This is a genomic window from Gilliamella sp. B3022, assembly GCF_028751545.1.
Classification (GTDB): domain Bacteria; phylum Pseudomonadota; class Gammaproteobacteria; order Enterobacterales; family Orbaceae; genus Gilliamella.
Genome location: NZ_CP071867.1, coordinates 2,556,687 through 2,581,597 on the forward strand (window position 1 = coordinate 2,556,687; position 24,911 = coordinate 2,581,597).

Genomic DNA, 24,911 nt, shown 5'->3' on the forward strand with positions numbered 1-24,911 from the left:
ATTCTTTTATTTAGGACAAATATTTGAACAAATTGATACAATACCAAATCTGAATTGCGTTAAATAGTATTTCTTAAACATCTTTTAGAATCCATCTCAGGTTTTTAATAATGAAAACTCAAAACCATATAAATAAACCGTACCGTTTTAAAGACTACTTAGCTTTAGTTATACCATTTATCATTTCAACCATCACTACCCCTTTACTAGGCGTGGTTGATACTGCGTTGGTCGGTCATCTACCCAATCCTGCTTTTATTGCAGGCATTGCCGTTGGCGCGGTGATCTTTAATACCATTTATTGGTTATTTGGTTTTTTACGTGTGAGTACCACCGGATTTGCGGCACAAGCATTAGATGATCCCCTATTACTGCGTTCTTCGTTAATTCGCCCCCTGTTTATTGCGATTGTGTTAGGCATTTTATTTATTGTTTTTCGGCAATTTATTTTTGGTGCTTCAATGCAAATCATCAAGCCGAATGAAGAAGTTAGGCATTATGCAGATATCTATTTTTCGATATTAATTTGGGGCGCCCCGTTTGTACTGATTAATTATGTGCTGATTGGTTGGTTAATGGGGATGTCAAAAATAAAAGCCGTACTGTTTTTGCAAGTATTGATTAATTTACTCAATATTATTATGGCGGTAATTTTTGTTTGGGGCTTTCATTGGAATATTCAAGGCGTGGCATTTGCAACACTCAGTGCGCAAGTGATTTGTACGTTGTTAGGGAGCGGGTTTATTGGTCGCTATTTACCCCAATCACAACAAAAAACGGATTTGAAATCGATCCTTTCTTGGCAGTCAATAAAAGGGGTGATATTCGTTAATACCAATTTAATGATTCGAACCATTTGCCTGCTAGTTGTGACCAATCATTTTATTTCGATTGGTTCAAGTTTTAGTACTGAAGTATTGGCGGCTAATGCGGTACTGTTTCAAATCCATTACTTAATGGCGTATTTATTTGATGGCTTTGCTAATGCGTCAAGTGTCTTTAGTGGTAAAGCTAAAGGCACGCAAAATAGGGCGTTATACCAACAAACCTTGCGTTGGTCACTGCAAGCGTGTGTGATTTGTCCGGTGATATTAATTGCCATCTGGTTTGCTTTTGATACCGCGATAATCCGATTATTAACCAATCAAAATGACATCATTAATCTTTGTCTACAATACCATTATTGGTTAGTTATTTTTCCGGTTGTGGTTGCTGGTGGATTGATCTATTACGGGGTGTTTTCAGGCATCAGTTATACATCTTCTATTCGTGATTCTATGATCCTTGCCCTTTTACTTTGGTTAATCGCTCAATCTATTTTTGTACCAATATGGGGCAATAACGGTTTGTGGTTTTCCTATATTTTATTTAGTTTAGGACGCACACTCTTTTTAGTGATTTGGATTAATCGATCGAAACAATATCTTATGCGTTGATTTAACTAAACCAGCAGTAAATGGATTTCATTCTATTTACTGTTTTTCAATATTGATTAACACATCTTATTCAATAATTCTTTTAGATATCACATTATAATTTAGGTCGTAATAAATATTCATCTCCTACAATATATCGGTCAGTAATTCGCCTGACGGATTCTGCTGCTACAAATATTGATCTCATTGCTAAATTCATTAATTCAATACAGCTCAAATCATTTGAAGAATAACGACTTTGAACATAATTTGGAAATTTTTCACAAGTTTCAATTAAGAGTTCATCATACTTGGTAGGATTTATACTTATTAAATAATTTGCAGCATCAACTAAATTGTGACCACTATTTCTTATCTTTTTTTTAAAATCTTCTTTTTTCTGATTAAAATAGAAAAGTGCGCCTTTAAGGCTAAGTTCTGCAGCGAGATAAGCACTTTGAATAGAAGATGTATTATTAGGATTATGAATCAAAATACGACTTGTTGCAGAAAGTTGTTCGTGAGCATTTTGAAAACATGCTTCTGCTTCTTTATTAGTTCCTATCATAAGAATTTCTTGAATACTATAAGCAAAATCCCAAAGATCACATGCACCAAAAAATGCTTTGTTAAATTGTTTTAGATGATGATGATACACATAGTTAAGTTCTTTTTCGGATATATCGATTGATTTTAAAGGGTCAATTGCATAGATGCCATAAACTAAGTTTATATTGACAAGATACATTCTATCTCTAACCGCAACGCCTGCTGAGATTAAAGGAGGGAATGAAAAGTTACCTGAAGGATATAACGATTTATAGATCAATTCAATTGAGGTAATTATATTATCATCTAAAGGGCTAGCTTTTATTTTATTTTATTTTATTTTCCTTCATCCATTCTACTGCTACACGCAAAATTCTTGCATGCAAAATCACACCATCGCCGATCAATTTATCATCTATTTTTCTTACAAATTCTTCATCAATCATTTTCATATAGAAACACCATTTATTACTAAAACTAATTTTCATTTTAGAGCATTAAATTACCTAAAAAAAATAATAACATATTAATTTATAAACACATATGGTAACCAATAAAAATTGATCAATATTTGAGAAAAGAAATATTCAATTTTTTATTCTCTAAACACTGCCAGTAAACTGGCAGTATCCAAATTGAAATAAAGTTTAGAACCGGTATGAAACACTTGCTTTAAAATTTCGGGCGAGTCCATAGGTGTTTTCGCCTAAATAAAGTCGATAATCTTTATTAAATAGATTATCAACGGTTAACTTAATTTCGGCTTTAGGCAGAAAAGTCGGTTGCCAACTCGCAAAAAGATTGTGTATTGAATACCCCGACGATCGCCCTAATCCATAAGCGCCCAGATCATTTAATCCGTCATGATTTCTATCTTCTAATCCTGTGCGATCTTGTTTGCGTACAAATTGGGCATTCCACCCGGCTCTGACATTCCATTTTGGAATTTTAATACCGGTTGTTAGTGTAGCGGTGCGTGGGGCAATTGTTGCCACATAAGTTTTGTTATGCATCCATGGTGCCTGTGGAGTTGAATCGCGTTCCCCTTTTTGAATAGAGTATGTGGCACTAGCAAACCAATATTTACTATCATAAAAAGCTTCTAATTCAAAACCTTGTATCACTAATTTCCCCGGCACATTGTGATAATTGGATTGACCAAGTGGACATAATTTATGAGGACCACAAATTGAACCATTAAAGCCACGGGTAACAAAAATTTCGTTTTTAACTTGCTGTCTAAATAAAGTATTCCTAATTTGTAGTTTATCGTTTTCTGAAAACAGACTACTGAAATCGAGTATATTACCCACTCGGATTGACAAGTTACGCTCTTTTTCTAAATTACGACTCGTTGCACTAATTTTACCCGAACCGCCATTTTTAGGTGTAAATTGTACCTCATAAGTCTCATCTATTGTCGGCGCTTGCCAAGCGTAACTCATATCACTAAAAAAACCGACATTTTGTGTTGTTTGCCAATAGGCTCCAAATCTTGGGGTCCAACCTGAATAATTTACAGGTGAATAGTCATGACCAAAACGCGGTTCTGGATCATTGTAAGCTGAGGCATAATTTTGCTTACCGTGATTACGAACATAATCATAACGAAGCGATGGTGTGAGAACAAAAGTATCAATTGAAAGCTCATCTTGTATATAAAAACCATAGTTTTGTTGTTTACCTGATGGCATATAAGCGGGTTGAAAATATCCATAGTTATAATTTGGTTTTTTAGCATAATTTTTGTAATACATTAACGTATCACGATCATGTAAATGTGCTTGCAATCCAATTTTTAATGCATTATCGATAGCACCGGTATTAAATAGACTCACATTTTCAAGATCGATAGTTTTGTCGGTATAACTCACCCAACTTTCATTACCCATTGTCCCTAACGAAGCCACCGGATTATATTTTTTAGGGCGGGTATCATGTTGTTTTGTTTTTGAATACGTGGCGTGTAACGTCAAATTGATTAGCGGATTATAAGTTGGCTGATAATTCCACTTAAATTGTGCAGATTCGTCTTGTTGATCACGTTTCACCAACTTTCGTAACCATGCAGCTTTATAACCATATTTTTTAATTTGATCGGATGTGGGTGGCGTCATTTTTTCGACATATTTTGCAGCCCATGGTTGCCATGAATCACGTTGAGATCGAATACCGGAAACTGTAAACGTGTGTTCTTCATTGGGTCTAAAATTTAACTTTCCCATATACGTATCCATATCGTCCTGAGAAAAAACAAATCTGGAGCCATCAGGTCGTTTGAAATTACCGCTATTTCGATTGGTATAATAAACCAGACCATCAAACCTATCATCTTGCGTTCGCCCATAAACGGCACTTGTCACCATATTTTGATGATTATTAGAATGAAAACTGTATTTTACCAAGGTACCTACATATTGGTCAGGATCAAGCAAATCTATTGCATCTTTAGTTTCCATTGTAACCACACCACCAAAACCGCCATTACCAAACTTTACATCATGCGGACCTTTATTCACTTCAACTTGTTTCAGCAATTCCGGCTCAACAAACACCGAACCTTGTTGATATTTTTGAAAGCCTTTTTGGGCACCATCGACAATAATTTTGACATCTTCAACCTTGCCAAATCCCCAAATATTCAAAGTTTGTCCACCTGGTCTTACCGAACCAGCAGAACTAACACCAGGTAATGTATTAAGTAATTCCGCTACATTATCGGCCTGTTTTTGTTCAATTAACCCTGAGGAGAGCGTAGAACGCCCAGCAATAACACTGTTCATCTTTTTCCGTTCATCTTGAGTAGTCGATCGAGCAAAAACGGTTATAACATCGTCAATATCATCATTCGAAGAGTCCGTTTTATTTAACTTAGATGAACGAGATTTATTGGTTACTTTTGATTGCTTTTCATCATTATCTGGCGTGAGATTCTCACCTATTAATGGTTCGGCGTGGAGGGAACAGCTCACAAAGAGTACGATTATACCTGCCTTTTTACATTTCATATTTAATTCCTTCCATAAAATTAATCAATATTTAGATGATAAATAATTATTAACTATTAACCACGCAATTAATAATGATAATTATTATCATTCAATAAGTTGGAAAGTATATTCGGTTTAGTGACAAATGAAAAGAAAAATATCGCTGTTTGAGCTTGTTAAATAAGTTATGATGGAGTTTTTGAATCCAGCGAAAAATGAATATTTTTATATCATTTCGACATATTAAGTAGTGAAGAATTCATTTAGTGCAAAAATAGAATCTGGCAAAGAAAATGAATAAAAGCACTCATTAAGTGCTTTTATTAAATTTAAATATTGCTACCACATGGTATTAATTAAAACATGGTATTAGAATTTGCAGCAGTTGAAGGAATATTTTGAATTACATCCCAATGTTCAACAATTTTACCGTCTTTGACGCGAAATATATCAAGTTCAGCTTTGCCAGGATCTTTTTCATCTTCTTTGATATGAACATGAAGCCAAACAAGATCTCCATCAACAGCTGTACGAATAATGCGTGCACTCGATTGCGGATGTTCGTTAAAAAATGAGGAAAAGTAAGCAATAAATGGGGCTCGACCATCTGGAACATAAGGATTGTGCTGTTTATAATCTTCAGGAAGAAGATTCATCGCTCCGTTAGTTTGATGTTTATTAAAAAAATCATTATAAAAATTAATGACCAATGTTCTGTTTTTTTCTTCTTGGACAATATCACGACTTGGTTTGTCAATGGCTATTGTAGCGCTTGATATAAATAATAATGATAATGCGATAATACCGTTTTTTACTATACTCATATCGACTCCTAAATAATTATTTAAACCAAAGAATTCGTGTGATTAATTGCTATTAGTCTATGATGTAGACTCATTAAATGGTAACAGTAAAATTGGACGAAAACAATAAATAACCATAGTGCAGCTATGGTCGATTTAATGTGACGCTTTAAATTATTAGGAGAAAATAGAGTTAAATAACCTAATGATTTAATCACATTCCAGTCCAATTTGATCATCCTTATCTGATTTGTAATGCGATCCTGAGAAGGTGGACCAATCAAATTAAATAATCTAAAAAACATTTGATAACGAAACTATACGTTTTAATGTGTTACAGTGAAATTTGGTGGTATTTCTCAACAAATCTGCTTTCCTATATAAGACCTCCGGAAAAAATGGTTAGATTGTAAAAAGAGGGATGCCAAAGTTTCATCCGGTGTTGTGTATGCTTAATCAAATTTAGGACGATCCTGTTCAATACCAACCAATACGCTTATCCATAGAACTCATTATAAAGTTTTACCTTGTTAGAACAAAAGTAGATAAAAAGCTGTTTTTAAAAAATCATTTGGATAATCGGACAACCAAGCGGGCAAATTTTAACTTATTTACCTTACTTTCTCGCTAAAACTTTTTCCCTAATATGATAAAGCATTGTTTTCCCTCTCAGCAGGGCGTAATGAAACTATTAGAAGGGATATTTCTTTATTCTGATGTTGATAAACTACCTATTAACCATTGTTAATAATTCAACGAAGTTATATAGATTAGCGAATATTTCAAACTCGATAAATACGTGGTTTAATAGCCTAAAAAATAACATCTTACCTTAATAAAATTAAGGTAAGATATTTTATTCTCACTGAGGTGTTAAAGACATAATAACGGTTTCAAATGGTGCTAAAGTGATCATTGCGTTTTTTTCAATTGTGGCAGGTTTATCTGCATGAAATTGGCTTGCATAATCAATCGTGATTTGAAAATCTTGAACGGCATTGGCAGGCAGTTCTAAATCATTTCGTAAATCAAGGTAGTAAACTTGCGGTTTATCAGAGGGATTGCGTAAGGTAACAATTGATTTATCCTTAGTCCAGCTAGCCCAGCCATAAACAGCCAGTTTAGTAGGATCTTGTCCTATCCAATGCGTATCAAATAATATATGTTGATGATTCCTCGCCCAATTTGCCGCTTGAGCCAAAGTATCCCAATTTGTGGTAGAAAGTAATTCAGGAGTAATATACATTTCTTGCAATTGGGTACCGGTTGCGAAATAACTCCATACTTGATCAGCAAAATCCGTATCGCTTTCGTGTTGTAGATGTTTAGCCTGTTTTGCATAGACAATGCCATGTAACATTAATGAATTTAATGGAAATAAAGGACCCTTCATAATAATTGAACGATAAGTTTCTGCATCACGATACGTCAACCATTGTTGAACTTTTGTACCTGGACCATAATAGTTCACATCATCGCCTCCTCGCCATATTGAATCAGCATAAAACAGCCAAGATGGTGTGGCTTGTGTACCGGTTGTTAAATTGACATATAAATTATGATTAGCTCGACGCATATCTTGAATTAGATCAATCGCAGCATCGAAATCGCTGGTAAATTGACTTCCTGCAATAACTTTATCAGCATTACCGGTGCCATCAAGTTTGAACATATTGATATTTTGTTGATTAATTAAGTCAAGAATGCGTTTATGAAAATTAGCATAATAGTTAGGACCGGATAGTGCCAATTTTCCATCCATGGTTTCATAACCAAACTCAGATGCATTTTTAACACGAGTATCTCTAGGTTTGTTATACCCTCCCCAGGGTGATAACCAAATACCAAGTGCAGCATGATATTTTTCAGAAGCACTTTTTAGTTTTTTAAACTCGTTAGGAAAATTGATACTAAACCCCCAATTACCTTTTAAGTTATCCCATCCATCATCAAATAAATAACCATCAAGTTTGACATGTCGTTTTTCTACCAATTCTTGTCCATACTGATTGATACGTAATAATGCTTCTTTTTCGGTATAAGGATTAAAAAAACCAATATCAAGCCAAGAATTATAGTGCAAATAAGGTGCATAAGGCCGCTGGCGTACAGCATTAATAAATTGGTTAACATGACGTCTTAGCTGACCCATTTCAAAAGTACCAATATACGTTTTGTAACTTAAAGTATGATTTATTTGTAAAGGAATTGCCTGAGGAATTTTTTGCAATACACCTCCCTCGTAAGCAATGGTATGGGTAAGTGGATTTTCAGGAATAATAAAAAAAGTGTCACTTATTATTGGTGAACTCACTACAGAACCATAAACAAAAGGCGACTGTGAGTGGAACGGCATTAATGAAACAGCCGTCATTGAAAGCGGTTTGCTTTTAGGGGTGATTTGCAGTTCAAAACTCGCAAAATGATGCTTATCATTTAAAGATAATATTGTTTGAACATCAATATCATGACCAGTGTACATTAATGTCATGTTATTATCTTTCTGATAAAATTGTTCTAATTGAAAATCTTTATCAGTCAGTTTTTCACCCGAACTTAATGTAATTTCAAATAAAGTATCAACTTTGATTTGATGACTATTTTTAACATTAATAAAATCTAAAGAAGTAATACTTTTTTTAACGTCACTCTCCGAAATCTTGATGATAGTATTTTCTCCGGATAATTGATAGTCCTTAGCCCAAGCACAATAGACAGGCAAACACAGAGCCGATAATACCCCGACTGTTATCCAATTTTTCATATATTTTTTCATTACTCCCTCACGTTTGACAATAAAACTTAAAGAAAAATTTAACAAATTCAATAATCAGTATAATTCGGTTAGAACACTTAAATTGTGATCGTGATAGCAGTTTGTAATTTGTTAACATTTCTCAGAAAGACTTTTGTGTATATCAAAAGGAAAGAGTGAACCTAACCTAATAAATAGTGGATAGAAGAAATTTAATTAATTTACCGTGAGTTAAAAAAGTAACAAAACGCAAGCCTTTTAAATTTTCAAAGACACCGTTACTTTTATCATGCAATGTGATGAACCTCACAATATAAAAATTTTAGAATCAGTCAGCATACTCATTTTAAAAAATTACATTGATCCAATTGGTTTAAAATACGCTCAATATTCTGATCATCATTTTCAAGCTGAAGATAATTTTTGCTAATAAAAAGTATCTGTCATTTTAGCCTGTAACCCCTAATACTAGGATTTACCGATGAGTAAAAATAAACGGCTCTCTTTTTGATGAGCGATAAATTACTCTTCTTTTAAAAAAACACAGTTGTTACGTAAACTCCCAAAAAAATTTTCTGGAAAACATCAAATTGCCATCATTTAATTGTTAAATGATGGCGAATAATCGATACTTTAAAAAAATAAAAATGAGCACATAACCTATTTATCATTGTTCTAATAATTTTAACTTAGCTATCACGGGGATATGGTCACTGACTAATGGCCATTTGATGCCCTTCCACTCATTACCATCATTAGGGATGATCAATTGATCTACATGCCATATTTGATTACGACTGGTAAAGATGTGATCCAGATCTAATCCAGGATTACCCGCTGGCCAAGTGCGAGTATCAACACCCTCTTTTTTAACTCGATTCCAATATTTACCCAATTCTTTAATAACCTTGTCACTTTCAACAGAATTAAAATCTCCTAGCAAGATCATAATGCCACTAGCTAGATTAGGGAATTCATTGTCTAAATCAAGATCATCAAAAACGATACTATTAATAAATCGAGCTTGTGACATTCTCACTTCTTCTTCTTCATGCCAATCAAAATGGCTATTGAAGATATAAACAGGTGAATCAAAGCCCGGTACATTAATTTTGCTAAGCATAAGAGACCTTTGCTCATAAGAACCGGATGGCAACAAAAAAACTTTATTTTTTTCGATAGGATATTTTGACAAAATCGCATTACCGTAATTTCCTCCTTTCATTTCCGTTGCTTTTCCATAAACATAATGCATTCCGGTTTTTTCAGCTAAAACTTTTGCCTGATCTACTCCATTACTACGAGAGGTTTTTTGATCAACTTCTTCAAGTGTGACAATATCAGCATTCATGGCTTTAATGGCATTAGCGACTAAATCCAGATCAACTTTGTGCTTTCTTAGTCCACCTGCAATATTGTAATTGGCAACGGTTATTTGAGGTTGTTCACCTTCTGCATAAATTTTATTAGGCGAACTTTGAAATTGTGTTTTCACCAGATCTTCATCGGCATAAACATTAAAACAGAATGAAAACAACCCCATAAAAGTAACTATCAAAAAATTTTTTTTCACGTTAACTATCCTTATAAAAGATTCAGCGAGTTAAAATTACTCAATAGTTATATTACGTTAAATGATAGTTTGTTTTTGAGATTTTTATCACAACCCAACGTTTTTAGTGTTAAAATTAACGTAGCTAAAAATAGCCATGCTATTGCAGCATGGCGTATTGACAATTTAAATGGACTTAAGATTATTTATTAAAAATTGTCATTTGTACTGGATAATGATCGGAATAAGTATCAGTAAATTCATCTTTCAAAACGTTCACATCAATGACATTATTTTTAAGTTTCTCAGATACATAAATATAATCATAGCGCAATGGTGTTGATGCCTGATCATAAAATACTTTAGTTGGCGCAGTTGAAATGAATGATTTGTTTTTCAATTTTAAAGCATCAATAAAACCCGCATCAAGTAGATTTTGTTGCACAGTGTAACTTAATTGACCATTAACAAGATTATCTAAAATTGGACGTTTCTTTTGTTTCTCTTTGATATCTTCCAATAAATGACTGTTGTCATATTCAATTTTGTCTGCCGGTGAAAACGAATTTAAATCGCCAGCAATAATCCAGTTTCCTTTAGGATCGGAACTGTATTTGATTGAATCAATAATTAAATTGATTTCATCTATTCTTTTTGAAGTCCAAAATGGATTCATATGCGTTATGACAAAATGATAGTTACCCACATCCGCATACAAAGCACCATGCCATAGATTATCAACAACTTTATTGACGTTAACAATTGGGTATTTTGAAGTGATCGCTACAGGGAAGACAGCAGGATCATTAGGTGATTCTTTTAATAGTACGGCGTAATTGTGTCCATAACTCGCTGCAAATTTTTCCAATTTTTCACGAGTAAAAAAATTCATCTCTTGCCAAGCAATAATATCGGCATTTTGCATTTTGACCCAATCAATGAATTTTTGTTTCCCTTTTGACTCATCCAATTTCATGCCATTATAGACATTATAGCTAATGATTTTTAATTCTTTTGCTTCTTCAATTGATGCGAAAGCTGCCGAAGAACTCAGAATAATAGCACCGATAATAGCCGCGAATTTCAATTTAATGTTAATCATACGTTATTCCTTTCATTTATTTATACTTTTCATAGATATTATATTGAATGATTTATAAAGGAATCTTTTTTTATAATTTGTGTGATACAGTTCAATAATTTTATTCAAAATACATCGGATTGGTTGGATTATTTAACTTTCACTTCAAGCCTTAAATTCAGGAATACTGTAAACCTATTTTTTAAATATTACTGGATGATTATTTAACGGACTGGGATTTAATAAGGTTAAATAAACATGGGCATAAATTTAAACTGATTTATGCCCATTGAGTGAATTCTGATCGCCAATTGAAAACTGTGTTTAAGGTCTTCACCTCCAATTGAACAACTCCTGATTATTTTAGGATTTATGGAAAGTATCGCGTGAAGTTAACTGTGAATAAACATTACCGGATTGACGATCTGTTGTAGAATAAAATTCATGATAACCATTTGGTTGCAAAATCATAACTTCGCAACGCTCTTTAGATTCAATTTTATCTAAATCAATTGTTGATAATACCTGTTTTTTTGATTTCGGAAAACTGTCTAGGAGTATAGAAAAATCATTTTTTCATCTGTCTTTTCAAATTCATTGTAGCAAGGAAATCCTAGTCACCATTTAATTTACTTGTTTGCGAATGATAGGACTTTTCACCTCTAACCTTGACAAAATCAGGTCATTCTTAAACGATTGAAAAAAACGAAATAGATAAAAAATGATTCAGTCTCTATTTTACTATTAATCATCACGCAACTTCTTCAAAAAAGTTTCAATGATCTAATCTACTGCTGAGGCCAAATGAATCGACCTTTAGCATCAGGATCTTCATTGATAAATCTTTTTAAAATCTCTGATTGATAAAGCGCTTTAACATCTTTAGCCCATATCGCGTTTACATTGTCTTTTTTTACAACTACCATTAATTCCAAATTAGGGGATAACTGTTCTTGAAATAAAACATTCTCAGCGGGTATCTTACTTAACCATGCTACACCACCAGGCATAATGGCATAATCCACTTCACCTAAGGTTCTCGGTATGATTTCGGATAATAATAATTTAAATCTCAAATCATACTTATTTTCAGCGATATCATTAATCGTTGCTGTACCAAATTTTGTGTCAGGTTTAAGTGTGATCCAATTTAACTTTTGCAATAATAATAGCGCTCTCGCTGTATTGGAGGGATCATTAGGGATTGCAATGATTTGATTTTGTGCAATCTCATTAATTGAATCATGCAATTGTGAAAACAGTGCAGCTGAAATGGATGGAATATGCACTAATGATACTAAATTGTTATTTGTTTCTTGATTATAAACATCTAAATACGCTTGATGCTGAGCCGCATTCATATCAATACTTCCCTCAACTAAAGCCGTATTTGAATCTCTTAAAGAACTGAAATTAACCAGTTTAACCACGTAGCCTTTCTGTTCGAGCTCTGGTTTCACTACTCGCTCCATCAAAATATTGTGCATACTCGGCGGTAAACCCACTGCAATTTCTTTTTTGTCAATATTATTGGTTTGCTCAGTAATTGATTTTTGCTCACAACCAAATAAAAAGAAACCAATCATCATTGAAATGACCAAATTAAACGGTATTCGCATTATTAATCCTTATATTTCCGTAGATTAAATCTATACTATGATATTTATTATTTCTATAGCTGACATTATAATGAGTAATACAGCAATAAGTTAATACCAAAAAATGATATGTTTATGCGAATTGGATATATAGGAACTAGAACTGGTTTAGATAAATAGAGTCACATTTCAACAAACGCTACAGCTATCAATAATTTATAATTGTACCCAAAACCCTTTAACCCTTGTCCAATGACTTTTCTTACTTATTTTAATTCAGTTAATCATTACCCCTAAAATGATATCAGACCCTGATAGGGGTAACGCATTGAATCAATTGATTCGAATTATAAAGCGCCTACGATAGGATGTGGCACATAAAGTTCCTCAAGATAAGTGACATCTTCTTGAGTTAAATTAATCTTCAATGCTCCTACTGCATCGTCTAGATATTGAGTTTTCGTTGCACCAATTATAGGTGATGCGACGCCTTTAGCAAACTGCCATGCTAAAGCCACTTGTGTCATAGTGACATCATAATTTTCAGCAATTTTATGTACTCTTTGTACAATGTTGGCATCTGTTTTTTGGTAACGGTCATATTTAGCAACCGCGGTTTTATCGGTTTTGCTGCGTAATGTATCAGTCTGCCATTCTAAACGTGATAATCTGCCCGCGGCTAAAGGGCTATATGGCGTTAATGAAACATTAAATTGTTTGCAAACGGGAATGAGTTCACGTTCATCTTCCCGGTACAATAAATTATAATGATTTTGCATAGAAACAAACTGCGTCCAGTGATTTTGCTTAGCCACTAATTGCATATTATGAAATTGATAACCATACATCGCTGACGCACCTAATGCACGAACTTTTCCTACTTTAACCAAATTATGTAATGTTTCCATGGTTTCATCTATCAGCGTGCTGTAGTCAAAACGGTGGATAATATACAAATCCACGTAATCGGTACCAAGACGTTTAAGTGATCCATCGATCTCTGTTTCGATCGCTTTTTTGGAAAGGTGACCTTCATTAAAATAAACTTTTGTGGCGATAACGACTTTGTCTCGGGCAATATTTTTTTTAATTGCACGTCCTACATATTCCTCACTCGTACCAGCAGAGTAAGTATTTGCGGTATCAATAAAATTGATGCCTAAATCAAGGGCATGTTTAATAATGCTCTCACTTTGATCAGGATTAAGTGTCCATGCATGCATTTGACTGGCCGGATCGCCAAAACTCATACACCCTAAACAAAACCGAGACACTTCAATGTTAGACGTGCCAAGTTTTATGTAATCCATAACTTCCTCCTTTCTTGCTACTAAATTGACTGAGGTAAACGTTAGCTTCAATAAAAGCCAATAATATTGTGTTGATAAGCTGATTGTAAACAGTAATTTTATTGAGATAAACAGGGTATTGATTTATAGTATCATGAATAAAATTCATTAATTCTGCCCAATATGTATAACTTTAATGAACTGAATTATTTTATCACCATCGCCCAGACAAATAGTTTTGTAAAAGCGGCAAAGTCTCTGCATGTCTCATCATCGGCACTGAGTCATAGTATACGTAATTTAGAAAACCGCCTTGATTTACGATTATTTAATCGTACAACCAGAAGTATGTCATTGACCGAAGCAGGTGAACAATTATTTAAACAAATTGCACCATTATTCAAGTCCATTAATGATGAAGTCAATGCTTTAGCGAATTTTCTTGATACACCCTCGGGAACCATTAGAATTAATGCAACCAATCTTGCCGTAGAAACGATTCTATATCCCAAATTACGCGACTTTTTAATTCAATATCCTCAAATAAAGATTGAAATTCAAGCTGACAATAATTGGGTGGATATTGTTGAACAAGGTTTTGATATGGGGTGCCGTATAGGTAACGATCTAGCTAAAGATATGGTTGCGGTAAAAATATCAGAACCGTTGAAAATGGCATTAGTTGCCAGCCCAGATTATTTAAAAAACACAACAAAACCCAAAAAAATTAATGAATTAGATTGCCATAAATTGATAGGATTAAAGATCTCTTCTCATCATGGTGTAGAATTATCATGGGAATTTAACGACTATGGCAACACTGTGATTTATCAGCCTTCTTCACAATTAGTTCTTAATAATCATCTTCGCAAACAGGCTGCATTAGACGGTTTAGGTATTACTTGGGTCGGTCGGCGAGAAGTTGAGAAAGAATTAGCTGAAGGAACTTTAGTTGAATTATTAACGGATTTTGCCATCACTTATGAACCTTTTTATATCTATTATCCCAGTCGAAAAGGTCATTCAAATGTATTCAAACTTGTGTTAGAAGCATTGAAAGACTAAATCATGAGCGTTAAATACAAAAAAATCCAATTTTTTACTAAAACGTATATATAATCTGAAACTTTTTAACAAAACAATCTTAATACAACTCTATGATTTTTCGATGATTTAAATAAACCATCAATAAAGTTTAATTGTTCATAACCCATTAGGCAAGGATTTAAACTAAACTACTCCGGTAACAAATAAATCTGTAAAAAATATTTAGGAGTCTATACCGTTTCATTTTATTTTTTTTACATTCAAGTTGTAGATATACGCTGTTTTTAAATTTTTTATATAAAAAAATTGCTGATTTCATCACATGAACAAACAGCCCTGAATCAATTATATTGCAGTCAGTTTAACTTGACAAGTTGGGGGATTATTTTTTATTTTCAATTTCACAGAGTGACATAAAAAGATTTTTAACAATATTATGTTCAATCCTTAAACTACTCACTTCTGATTCGTATTTTTGACTTAAATCTAATCTACCAATCATTATAAAATGGATATCAGGGCTTACTATTGAAAATTCAGATGAACCAGAAAGCGTATATTTATATCTTCCTATTCAATAATTTTACTTTGACTATCTCAATCATCCATGTTTGCCGTAAAAGAATGAGTGAATTTATTTGAAATAAACGGAAAAACCATTTTTTGATTCGGTAGGATAACAGCCATTAGGGGCTCAAACTTGATTAATTAATGAAACGTTGGCATGACCTGAAGTTTTTTTACAAAAAAAACCTTCATTTTAAATCAATTTATTATGACTGCTGTAATTATAGCCTATTTAGCCTTGACGATTAATGAAGCCAATGCTAATATTTGCAGCCTGTTGAGACAGAGCACTACGGCGCGTTGGCAGAGTGGCCATGCTGCGGATTGCAAATCCGTCTACCTCGGTTCGACTCCGGGACGCGCCTCCACAAACATCTCAAAATAGCATATCACTAATACCCACTTCCTTCGAGTTATTATTTATTTTCTTTATTTAGATGAAGGAACCGAATCAAACTGAGATAAACATCAATCAATTTTGTTACTCTAAGTATTATTAGGGTCAATAACAGATTCAATGTTGATTCTTACCTTCTTTGTAGGCAATTTAAAATATTTTTCAATTTTAGAACTTATTTACTATACTGACGTTTAAATATTTCAATTTCGAGGTGAGCTATGATTAATTTGAAACTCAGGGAAGTAAAAAATGATCTGTCGTTAAAAGAATTAGAAGTTGCACAGTACATTATGATCCATTCTCAAGCTGTAAAAAATATGAGTATTCAAACTTTAGCAAAACTCAACCATGTTAGTACCAGCACAATTTTAAGATTATGCAACAAACTGGGTTACAGTGGATTTAGCGATTTTAAAATTGATCTTATTTCGTCATCACCTCAAAAATTAAGTTCCGATATTTTACAAGATGATATTAATCTTAATGACACCTTGCAAGATGTGAATAGAAAAGTTCAGGCTATGGAAAAATCCTCTATCGATGAGACACACTCAATGGTAAATCTTAAAGCATTCGATAATGCTATTGATTTGATTATAGCAAGTAAAAAAATCGTTATTTTTGGTGTGGGCAGCAGCGGTTTAGTTGGAAAAGAATTGGAATATCAACTCATTAAAATCAAAAAAAATGTTAACTGTCATTTTGACGCGCACATCAGCCGAAATATTGTCAGCACACTTGGTAAAAATGATTTGATCATTATTATTTCTCATTCAGGCGAAACACCTGAATGCGTGGAATTATTAAAACTGGCTGAAAATTTAAAAGTGGCATCCATTGCCATCACTAAAATGGGGCAAAGTCAGATATCGTCCTTAGCGAACATTGTTTTACATACTACCTCAATGGAGCATGCTTCTCGACTGATTCCTATTCGCTCTAAAATTTCGCAAATATCGGTTATGAATATGTTACTGACCAATTTATTTATCAGAAAATACGATGAGCATTTGCTTGAGCAAACGCAAAGTCGCGAAAAACGTAAATATCCCCATCATAAATAATGGTTTTAAAGCAGAGTTTGACCATGACCATTTGAAAATACATTAGTGCTATTTACTGTATCGACTTTAATGTTGTTCTTTTCCCTTCTCAATAAATCATATCATTAATATAACATTATGTTATTCAATAATTTTTCAAGTCAAACATGATCCAGTTCACAAATTCCTAAAAATTTAAAAAAAAAAGATGACTTAATTTGCACTTCGATGTAATTTTATTACTAAATAATAAATAATTTTAAGTAACATTATTACATCTTATTAAATGTGTTTGAATGAAGGAAATTTAAAATGGAACGACAATTACCCATTATTTTAGCCAGTCATGGACCCTTTGCTCAAGGCGCGCTTGAGTGTGCTCAAATGCTTATGGGACAACAGCAAGACATCGAAGTAATAACAGTTTTCGTCGATAGCAATATCGATCTTCTTCGGCAACAGATGGCAGAAAGTTATCAGCGCCTAAATAAAGGTGACGGTGTTATTATTCTTGTAGATCTCATGGGCGGCACACCATGTAATCTTGCTGGTGAACTTTTAATACAACATGGTAATGTACTACTCTTTAGTGGATTCAACATTCCAGTATTGCTTGAAGTTCTAAATCATCGAGCAGGCTCCCTTAACGACGTTAAATCTGCCATTGAAGAAGTTTTTTCGCAAAGCTGTGTTGACGTTGCGCAAGTACTGAATTCACAACGTGAACAATTTGCTGATTTGTAAGGAGAACAATATGCCAATTCATGTAGCAAGAATCGACGATCGTCTTATTCACGGACAAGTTATCACCACTTGGGTAAAAAACTACAATATAGAACAAGTCCTGATTATTAACGATAAAGTGGCTAACGATAAAGTTCAACAATCGGTATTAACCATGTCTGCCCCACCAGAATTAAAAGTGTTAGTTTTTGGCGTTCAACAATTTATTGAAATCCTCAAAAAAACGCCTATCAAAAAACGGACTATGTTATTGTTCACCAACAGCATTGATGTCAATACGCTTGTATCAGAAGGATTAGAGATCGAAAAGCTCAACGTGGGAGGTATGCGTATGCAAGAAGGACGCCATCAATTATCACGAGCTGTTTCCGTCACACCTGAAGAAGAACAAGCATTCAAAAGTCTCATTGAAAAAAATGTGATTGTTGAGGTTCAAATGGTTCCCAAAGATCCAGTTGTTTTGCTCAATACACTGATTAATTAATCTTAATTAGCTATTTATTGATTATATTTGGAGGTTAACCTATGTTAACACAGGCTATTTTTGTCGCCATATGGGCGGGAATTTGTTCATTGGATGACGTTGGTCCACAAATGTTACGTAGACCATTATTAACAGGAACTATAGCTGGCATTATTATGGGCGATCTGATTCAAGGACTTGCAATCAGTGCCACACTTGAACTTATGTGGATGGGTATTGGTAACGTGGGTGCTTATTCAGCACCCGATATTGTTGCAGGCTCAATAATTGGTGTATCGTTAGGCATTGCGACTCAAGGTGGAATTGCTGCGGGTGTTGCATTAGCGCTTCCTGTTTCAATACTTTGCCAACAGTTGTTAATTGTTTGGCGATCTTTTGCCTGTTTCCTAAATCCATGGGCAGAAAAAAGTATACAAAATGGCAGTTATAAGGGATTGGTCAAAATTCATTACTTTTCTTCACCAGTTTGGTTTCTAATTCGAGCTGTACCTTGCTTCTTAGCAATCTATTTTGGCAGCGATCTTATCAAAACCATTTTAGACGCTATTCCAAAAGATATCATTACTGGCATGGGCGTTGCGTCAAAATTAATTCCTGCTGTGGGTATCTGTATTTTATTACTGATGCTTTTAAAAGGCACCATGTGGTTTTTCTTTTTACTTGGTTTTGTATTAACCAGTTATCTTAAATTACCGATTATCCCGATTACATTTATAGCACTGGCGTTTGCGGTTTTGTATGACATGGCGTTTATGGCTGGTAAAAAGAATGAAAATTCAAGTAGTAAAACAGAGGATAAATCTACAGTCAATAATAATATTGCAGTTGAAGAGGAATACGATCTATGAATAACGACAAGAAAATTACTAAAAAAGATCTTAATCGTGTCTTTTGGCGTATACAAACCATACCTTTTTCTTTTAATTATGAAAAATTACAAACCATCGGTTTTGCTCATTGCATGATCCCTATTTTAGATCGACTGTATAAAGATGCGGATAAAGAAACACGCATCCGAGCTATGAAACGTCACTTTGAGTTTTTTAATACCCAAGTTAACGCAGGCGCATTGATATTAGGTGTTACCGCTGCCATGGAAGAAAAAACTACAGAAGAAGAAAAAGATGCGGTGATTTCTTTAAAAGCGGGTTTAATGGGACCTTTTGCAGGATTGGGCGATAGCTTATTAAAATTCACTTGGATGCCAATTTGCGGCAGCATTGGTGCTGCCTTTGCTTTACAAGGTAACGTGATTGGGCCGATCTTGATGTTCTTTATTTATAATTTAGTCAATATTTTTACCAAATATTTCTTTGTACATTATGGCTATAATAAAGGGGTTGATCTTATCGAGCAATCCAAAAATTCAAATATTATTCAAAGAATTAGCAATTTAGCCAATGTAGTTGGTGTTATGGTGCTCGGATCCTTAATTGCCACAACAGTAAAAGTATCAACGCCCCTATTAATAGAAGTGGGGGAACAAACAATCAAAGTACAAGATATGTTTGATAAAGTTATGCCAAATTTATTAACTATCCTTTTTGCATTAGGGGTGTTTTATTTGGTCAAAAAATTCCAAGGAAAATATACCGTTTCATTGATTATAGCGGTGATGGTAATTGGGGTCATTCTTTCGATGTTGGGTATACTACATTAATTAGGTAAAAAACAATGGAAAAACAAAATAAAGAAGCGGTATCAGCGGTACGAAATCATCAAGGACAAATTATTATAACTTTTGATCCATCAGATCAAAAATCCGTTGATCTTTATTGGACTGAAGAGACTGATGCCCATACCAAAAATAAAACATTGATTAGCAAAAATGTACAAAGTCCGGTGATTTTTGATGATCCGTTACACGCTAAAAAACGTATTTATTTTATTTTACATAAAGAAGGTAAATCTCCGTTAATATTTGGTGAAAGAACTCTACCAATAACAGGCTTAAACAATTTCCGTGATTTTGGAGGATATGTCGGAGCTAACGGTAAACGTGTTAAATGGGGACAATTATACCGCTCCAACCATCTTCATGGTTTGAAGCCAGATGCACAACAATACATTACTGCATTAAAAATTAAAACAATTATTGATTATCGCAGTGATAATGAAATTAAAACCAGTCCCAATTCATCAATTGGCGAAATAAAGACCTATCATTTAGATGCATCTGCGCAAACGGCTGAACTTGCTGCTCAATTTGCTGCTGACCCAAGCAATGAAGATCAAGCATTAATTGAAAGCGTGTTAAGAGATATTCCTCGAGAATTCGTCAACGGAGAAGGCGTACAAGTCCTTGAACAATATCGAGGCTTTGTATTGAGTGAAAAATCCAAAAATGCTTATCGACAAATGCTCAGAGTCGTTTTAGATGCCAACAACAGCCCAAGCCTTCAACACTGTCGTGGCGGTAAAGATAGAACTGGATATGGTGTATTATTGATCCAAATTATGCTAGGTCTATCGGAATCGGATATGATATATGATTATATGTTAACTCATGAGAATCGTTTAGAACGAAATAAAATCAAAATGGAAGCTTATCGTAAAATTACCGATGATGAAGATGTACTGGGTTATTTATTAAGTTTAATTGATACCCGTGTTAGTTTTATAATCGAAATTCTTAATACAATGAAAAAAGTTGCTGGCTCACCAGAGAATTACATTAAACAAGAATTAGGTTTTACAGATCAAGATTTTAAAACCCTGCAAGATATTTATTTGGAATAACAATTTTTATATTCATCATTTCAAAAGCGCAAATACCTTGCGCTTTTGCTTTAAAACTTAGGAAATTTTGACTCAATTAATTATTGATAATTTACTTGCATCATCGTTAATAATGCCTGGATAGGATGCTTTAAAATAAACTTATCAAATCGTTTAACCTGACTGCGACAAGAATAACCAGTTGTCAAACAACGTTCTTTAGGATAATGAGACAAGGCTTTTTGCCATGATAACTCATATAACTGTTTCGATGCAGCAAGATTATTAACTTCATGCCCATACGTACCTGCCATACCACAACACCCAACTTGGATGGGTTGCAAATCAACACCAAATTGCTTGAAAATCTGCTGCCACTGCTGATTACTGGCGGGTAATTGTGTCGTTTCACTACAATGACCAAGCAAATACCATTTTTCCTTATCTATTGTTCTTAATTGCATGCTGTCTGATAGGCGGACAGCAATATTGATTAACCATTCATGTGAAAGCAATACTTTAAAATCACTGTCGTTATCCCCAAGTATTAGTTTATATTCATCTCGATAGCAAAGTACCAATGCGGGATCGACCCCAACCATGGGTATGCCCAATTTAGCAATGTGTGATAAAACTCTTGACGCGGTTTGTGCCGTTTTAGCAAATTGTTTTAAAAACCCTTTAATATGCTGAGCTTTACCGTTTGGTACAAAAGGTAACACAACGGGTTTATAGCCTAACATTTCAATTAGACGGACAAAATCATAAACCACTTTGGCATCATAATAGCTAGTAAACGGATCTTGAACAACTAGAACATATTGAGATCGTTCCTCTTCTGAAAGAGTTTGTAATTGTTCAAGTTTAATATTTGCAGTGTTATGATTCACCATTTGTTTTTTTAGCGTTGGCACCGACAACATAGGTAAGCTGACCATGCCAACGGTTTTATTGGTAACATATTCGGTGAAAGGCATCTTGATAAAAAAATTAAAAAAACGTGGTGCTTTCGCCATCAAAGGTAGGTAAGATTCAATATTTCCAACTAAGTAATCGCGTATTGGTCTTAGATAACGGGTGTGATATAACTGCAAAAAACGCGCTTTAAAATCAGGTACATCAATCTTAATTGGACATTGTGTTGCACACGCTTTGCATGACAAGCAATGATTCATTGAGTCTTTGACCTCGTGAGAAAAGTCATATTCCCCAAATTTTGCTTTGACGGTGTAAGCCATTTTTTTTGCAAAAACAACTAATGTGCTATGTTTCGTAGGTAAAAGTGAATTAAGTTCCTGTTCTGTCATACCTGATTCAATCATTAAACGTAGCCACTCTCGCATTAAAGTTGCTCGACCTTTTGGTGAATATACACGGTTACCTGATAATTTCATCGATGGGCACATGGGGCTATTCACATCAAAATTAAAACAAAGACCATTACCATTGCATTCTGTTGCTCCATGAAAAACCTCTTTAACTCCCAGTGGAATTTGGCGATCATAAAAGCCTCGCGTAATCGAGTCGACCTTTAACATGCCATCGTTGTTGTGTAAAGGTTGACAAATTTTTCCTGGATTTAAACGATTATGAGGATCAAAAGCAGTTTTAATTATTCTCAGTCCCTGATATAACGCTTCACCAAAAAAAGCAGAACTGTATTCACTACGAAAACCTTTACCATGTTCACCCCATAATAATCCACCGTATTTAGCGGTTAAAACGGCAACTTGATCAGAAATGTTTTTCATCAATTTTTCTTGTTCAGGATCACACATATCCAATGCTGGGCGAACGTGCAATACTCCTGAATCGACATGACCAAACATCCCATAAGTTAAATGATAACTATCGAGTAAAGCACGAAATTCAGTTATATAATCTGCTAAATGTTTTGGAGGCACACAGGTATCTTCAACAAAGGGAATCGGCTTTTGCCTTCCTTTAGCATTACCAAGTAATCCCACTGCTTTTTTCCGCATAGCATAGATCTTTTCAATCTCATCTAAGTTTTCACACGTTTGATAGCCTAGAATACCTAAGGAATGATTAATTATGAGTTTGTCTATTTGTTTACCTAATTTATCCATTTTACCTTTAGTCAATTCATAATCATTACCAGCAAACTCAACAATATTGATACCTTGCATATCATGCCCGCGAACATCGGTAATTAACTCTTTAATTGATTGCCAGATAATATCTTCTTTAGCCAGTCCTAGAACCTTTGAATCAACAGTTTCAACAGACAATGCTTCAGCATTAACTAAAAAAGGAGCATTACTTAATGCAGATTGAAAAGAGTCGTATTTAATATTCATTAAAAAACGATATCTTGGTTTGGGCATAATGTGCAATTTAGCTTCAGTAACAAAGGCTAATGATCCTTCACTGCCGGTTAAAATACGTGTTAAATCAAATTCAGTTAAATTATCATTAAAAACATTTTTCAAATCATAACCCGTTAAAGAGCGATTTAATTTAGGGAATTTATTTAAAATAAGTTGACGATGATTTTTACAATATTCATATACCGTACGGTAAATCATTGATTGAGTTGCCAGATCCTCAACTTCAGCAATGCTTTTTTTACTCGTTTCAAGGATCTCACCATTGACTAATACGGCTTTAATGCATAAAGTATGATCAGAGGTTTTCCCATAGATCATCGATCCTTGTCCTGATGCATCGGTATTTATCATTCCACCAATAGTTGCCCGATTACTGGTGGATAATTCAGGTGCAAAAAAGTAATCGTACTGTTTTAAATATTCATTGAGTTGATCTTTAATCACTCCAGCTTCAACTTTGACCCAGCCTTCTTCAATATTGACCGCTAATATTCGATTCATATAACGAGAAAGATCAACCACAATACCACTATTTAAAGATTGTCCATTGGTTCCTGTACCTCCCCCTCTTGGTGTAAATTTCAGAGTTTGAAATGGTTCTTGGTTGGCTAACTGCATGATTAATTGAACATCATCAGTTGAACGAGGAAACACTATTGCTTGTGGCATTAATTGATAAATGCTGTTATCAGTCGACATGGTCAAACATGAAGCATAATCACTTGCTATATCACCCATAAAGCCTGAATCGTTAAGTGCCATTAAGTATGTTTTTGTGACCTCATCGAGTTGAGGCGAATTTGATAATCGAGGGATCATATTGAATCAAGTTAATAATAAATTTTACGCTTAGTGTAATCTAAGGGTTAAGCATCGTCAAAGTTTATTCAATTAATATTCAATAGTTTGTAAAGTCAATTTATTGTAAAATAATACCTCAATTTCATATTGGATATTAATAGTCTCATGTAATATCAAATGATTAGCACTAGCATTTGAAAATGTTAATCGCCAGTCAAAAATAGGCAAAGATTGTATTTCCTTTTATTACCTTTGCTGTTAATCAATATTCTTCAAATAAACGTTCTAGTTAAATTTCAATAATCTTTCATTGTTGTTTTCAACTGAAGTGCAATCTTCTATTTTTTAGGACTATTTCTGATACTAGCCATTTTTTAACTATTGCTTTTATTTTTCTCCATTGGTATTGTGCACAAAAATACATTCAACTTTTTCATTTCAGCCTTGCTGTTTGACATCTTATGTTGCTTGACCTAAGGCTAATTATATGTTGTTTTTACTTATCTTTATATAAATCTCTCTCAGCTAACCTTCATTTGAGGAAACTTCAGCGGGCTGGTAACTTTATCAATATTTACTTTTATACAGAGCGTAATAAATTCTTTGATAATTACTGAGGGTGATTTTTCTATAGAATATGCAGTTGCCATAAGCACTAATAAAAAATGCATTAAAAAAATTTACCAACAATCGCATTTTTATTTCCAATAGGATTGATATAAGT

Annotated in this window: 18 protein-coding genes and 1 tRNA gene; 9 read left to right on the forward strand and 10 right to left on the reverse strand. The window is 33.9% G+C overall.

Annotation, left to right across the window (positions count from 1 at the left end):
- Positions 1 to 110: 110 nt before the first annotated feature.
- Positions 111 to 1,436 carry an MATE family efflux transporter gene (locus J4T76_RS11595; RefSeq protein WP_274460482.1) on the forward strand — a complete coding sequence of 442 codons (1,326 nt, stop codon included), beginning with the start codon at positions 111 to 113 and terminating at the stop codon, positions 1,434 to 1,436.
- A gap of 94 nt (positions 1,437 to 1,530) precedes the next feature.
- On the opposite strand, the gene J4T76_RS11600 is transcribed toward J4T76_RS11595, so the two are convergent.
- The 9 genes from J4T76_RS11600 to J4T76_RS11640 all read right to left on the reverse strand — a co-directional run bounded on the left by J4T76_RS11600 (position 1,531) and on the right by J4T76_RS11640 (position 14,053).
- On the reverse strand, positions 1,531 to 2,163 hold the full coding sequence (locus J4T76_RS11600) for a hypothetical protein (RefSeq protein ID WP_267355806.1): 633 nt from the start codon (positions 2,161 to 2,163) through the stop codon (positions 1,531 to 1,533).
- A 127-nt stretch (positions 2,164 to 2,290) separates the two neighbouring features.
- Positions 2,291 to 2,416: a hypothetical protein gene (locus J4T76_RS11605; RefSeq protein WP_267340903.1), complete on the reverse strand. Its 126-nt coding sequence runs from the start codon at positions 2,414 to 2,416 to the stop codon at positions 2,291 to 2,293.
- Between the two features lie 195 nt (positions 2,417 to 2,611).
- Positions 2,612 to 4,972: a TonB-dependent hemoglobin/transferrin/lactoferrin family receptor gene (locus J4T76_RS11610; RefSeq protein ID WP_267354839.1), complete on the reverse strand. Its 2,361-nt coding sequence runs from the start codon at positions 4,970 to 4,972 to the stop codon at positions 2,612 to 2,614.
- Between the two features lie 338 nt (positions 4,973 to 5,310).
- Positions 5,311 to 5,778: a nuclear transport factor 2 family protein gene (locus J4T76_RS11615; RefSeq protein WP_267355805.1), complete on the reverse strand. Its 468-nt coding sequence runs from the start codon at positions 5,776 to 5,778 to the stop codon at positions 5,311 to 5,313.
- Between the two features lie 841 nt (positions 5,779 to 6,619).
- On the reverse strand, positions 6,620 to 8,521 hold the full coding sequence (locus tag J4T76_RS11620) for an enterotoxin (protein ID WP_274460483.1): 1,902 nt from the start codon (positions 8,519 to 8,521) through the stop codon (positions 6,620 to 6,622).
- A gap of 658 nt (positions 8,522 to 9,179) precedes the next feature.
- Positions 9,180 to 10,085: an endonuclease/exonuclease/phosphatase family protein gene (locus J4T76_RS11625; protein ID WP_267340909.1), complete on the reverse strand. Its 906-nt coding sequence runs from the start codon at positions 10,083 to 10,085 to the stop codon at positions 9,180 to 9,182.
- Between the two features lie 181 nt (positions 10,086 to 10,266).
- Complete coding sequence (locus tag J4T76_RS11630; RefSeq protein ID WP_267340911.1) at positions 10,267 to 11,166, reverse strand: endonuclease/exonuclease/phosphatase family protein; 900 nt, start codon at positions 11,164 to 11,166, stop codon at positions 10,267 to 10,269.
- A 767-nt stretch (positions 11,167 to 11,933) separates the two neighbouring features.
- On the reverse strand, positions 11,934 to 12,764 hold the full coding sequence (locus tag J4T76_RS11635; protein WP_267340912.1) for a MetQ/NlpA family ABC transporter substrate-binding protein: 831 nt from the start codon (positions 12,762 to 12,764) through the stop codon (positions 11,934 to 11,936).
- Positions 12,765 to 13,090: 326 nt separating this feature from the next.
- Positions 13,091 to 14,053, reverse strand: a complete 963-nt coding sequence (locus tag J4T76_RS11640; protein ID WP_267340913.1) for an aldo/keto reductase — start codon at positions 14,051 to 14,053, stop codon at positions 13,091 to 13,093.
- 162 nt (positions 14,054 to 14,215) lie between these two features.
- On the opposite strand from J4T76_RS11640, the gene J4T76_RS11645 reads away from it, so the two are divergent.
- The 8 genes from J4T76_RS11645 to J4T76_RS11680 all read left to right on the forward strand — a co-directional run bounded on the left by J4T76_RS11645 (position 14,216) and on the right by J4T76_RS11680 (position 21,056).
- Positions 14,216 to 15,097 carry a LysR family transcriptional regulator gene (locus J4T76_RS11645; protein ID WP_267355803.1) on the forward strand — a complete coding sequence of 294 codons (882 nt, stop codon included), beginning with the start codon at positions 14,216 to 14,218 and terminating at the stop codon, positions 15,095 to 15,097.
- Between the two features lie 843 nt (positions 15,098 to 15,940).
- Positions 15,941 to 16,014, forward strand: a tRNA-Cys gene (locus J4T76_RS11650).
- 250 nt (positions 16,015 to 16,264) lie between these two features.
- On the forward strand, positions 16,265 to 17,110 hold the full coding sequence (locus tag J4T76_RS11655; RefSeq protein WP_267340918.1) for a MurR/RpiR family transcriptional regulator: 846 nt from the start codon (positions 16,265 to 16,267) through the stop codon (positions 17,108 to 17,110).
- Positions 17,111 to 17,401: 291 nt separating this feature from the next.
- Complete coding sequence (locus J4T76_RS11660) at positions 17,402 to 17,833, forward strand: PTS sugar transporter subunit IIA (RefSeq protein ID WP_267340919.1); 432 nt, start codon at positions 17,402 to 17,404, stop codon at positions 17,831 to 17,833.
- A gap of 10 nt (positions 17,834 to 17,843) precedes the next feature.
- Complete coding sequence (locus J4T76_RS11665) at positions 17,844 to 18,317, forward strand: PTS system mannose/fructose/N-acetylgalactosamine-transporter subunit IIB (RefSeq protein ID WP_267340920.1); 474 nt, start codon at positions 17,844 to 17,846, stop codon at positions 18,315 to 18,317.
- 41 nt (positions 18,318 to 18,358) lie between these two features.
- Complete coding sequence (locus J4T76_RS11670; protein WP_267340922.1) at positions 18,359 to 19,165, forward strand: PTS mannose/fructose/sorbose/N-acetylgalactosamine transporter subunit IIC; 807 nt, start codon at positions 18,359 to 18,361, stop codon at positions 19,163 to 19,165.
- Complete coding sequence (locus tag J4T76_RS11675) at positions 19,162 to 19,977, forward strand: PTS system mannose/fructose/sorbose family transporter subunit IID (protein WP_267340923.1); 816 nt, start codon at positions 19,162 to 19,164, stop codon at positions 19,975 to 19,977. The genes J4T76_RS11670 and J4T76_RS11675 overlap by 4 nt, the downstream gene beginning before the upstream one ends.
- A 14-nt stretch (positions 19,978 to 19,991) precedes the next feature.
- On the forward strand, positions 19,992 to 21,056 hold the full coding sequence (locus J4T76_RS11680) for a tyrosine-protein phosphatase (protein ID WP_267355801.1): 1,065 nt from the start codon (positions 19,992 to 19,994) through the stop codon (positions 21,054 to 21,056).
- A gap of 80 nt (positions 21,057 to 21,136) precedes the next feature.
- On the opposite strand, the gene ydiJ is transcribed toward J4T76_RS11680, so the two are convergent.
- Positions 21,137 to 24,205 carry a D-2-hydroxyglutarate dehydrogenase YdiJ gene (gene ydiJ / locus J4T76_RS11685; RefSeq protein WP_443135227.1) on the reverse strand — a complete coding sequence of 1,023 codons (3,069 nt, stop codon included), beginning with the start codon at positions 24,203 to 24,205 and terminating at the stop codon, positions 21,137 to 21,139.
- Positions 24,206 to 24,911 lie beyond the last annotated feature (706 nt).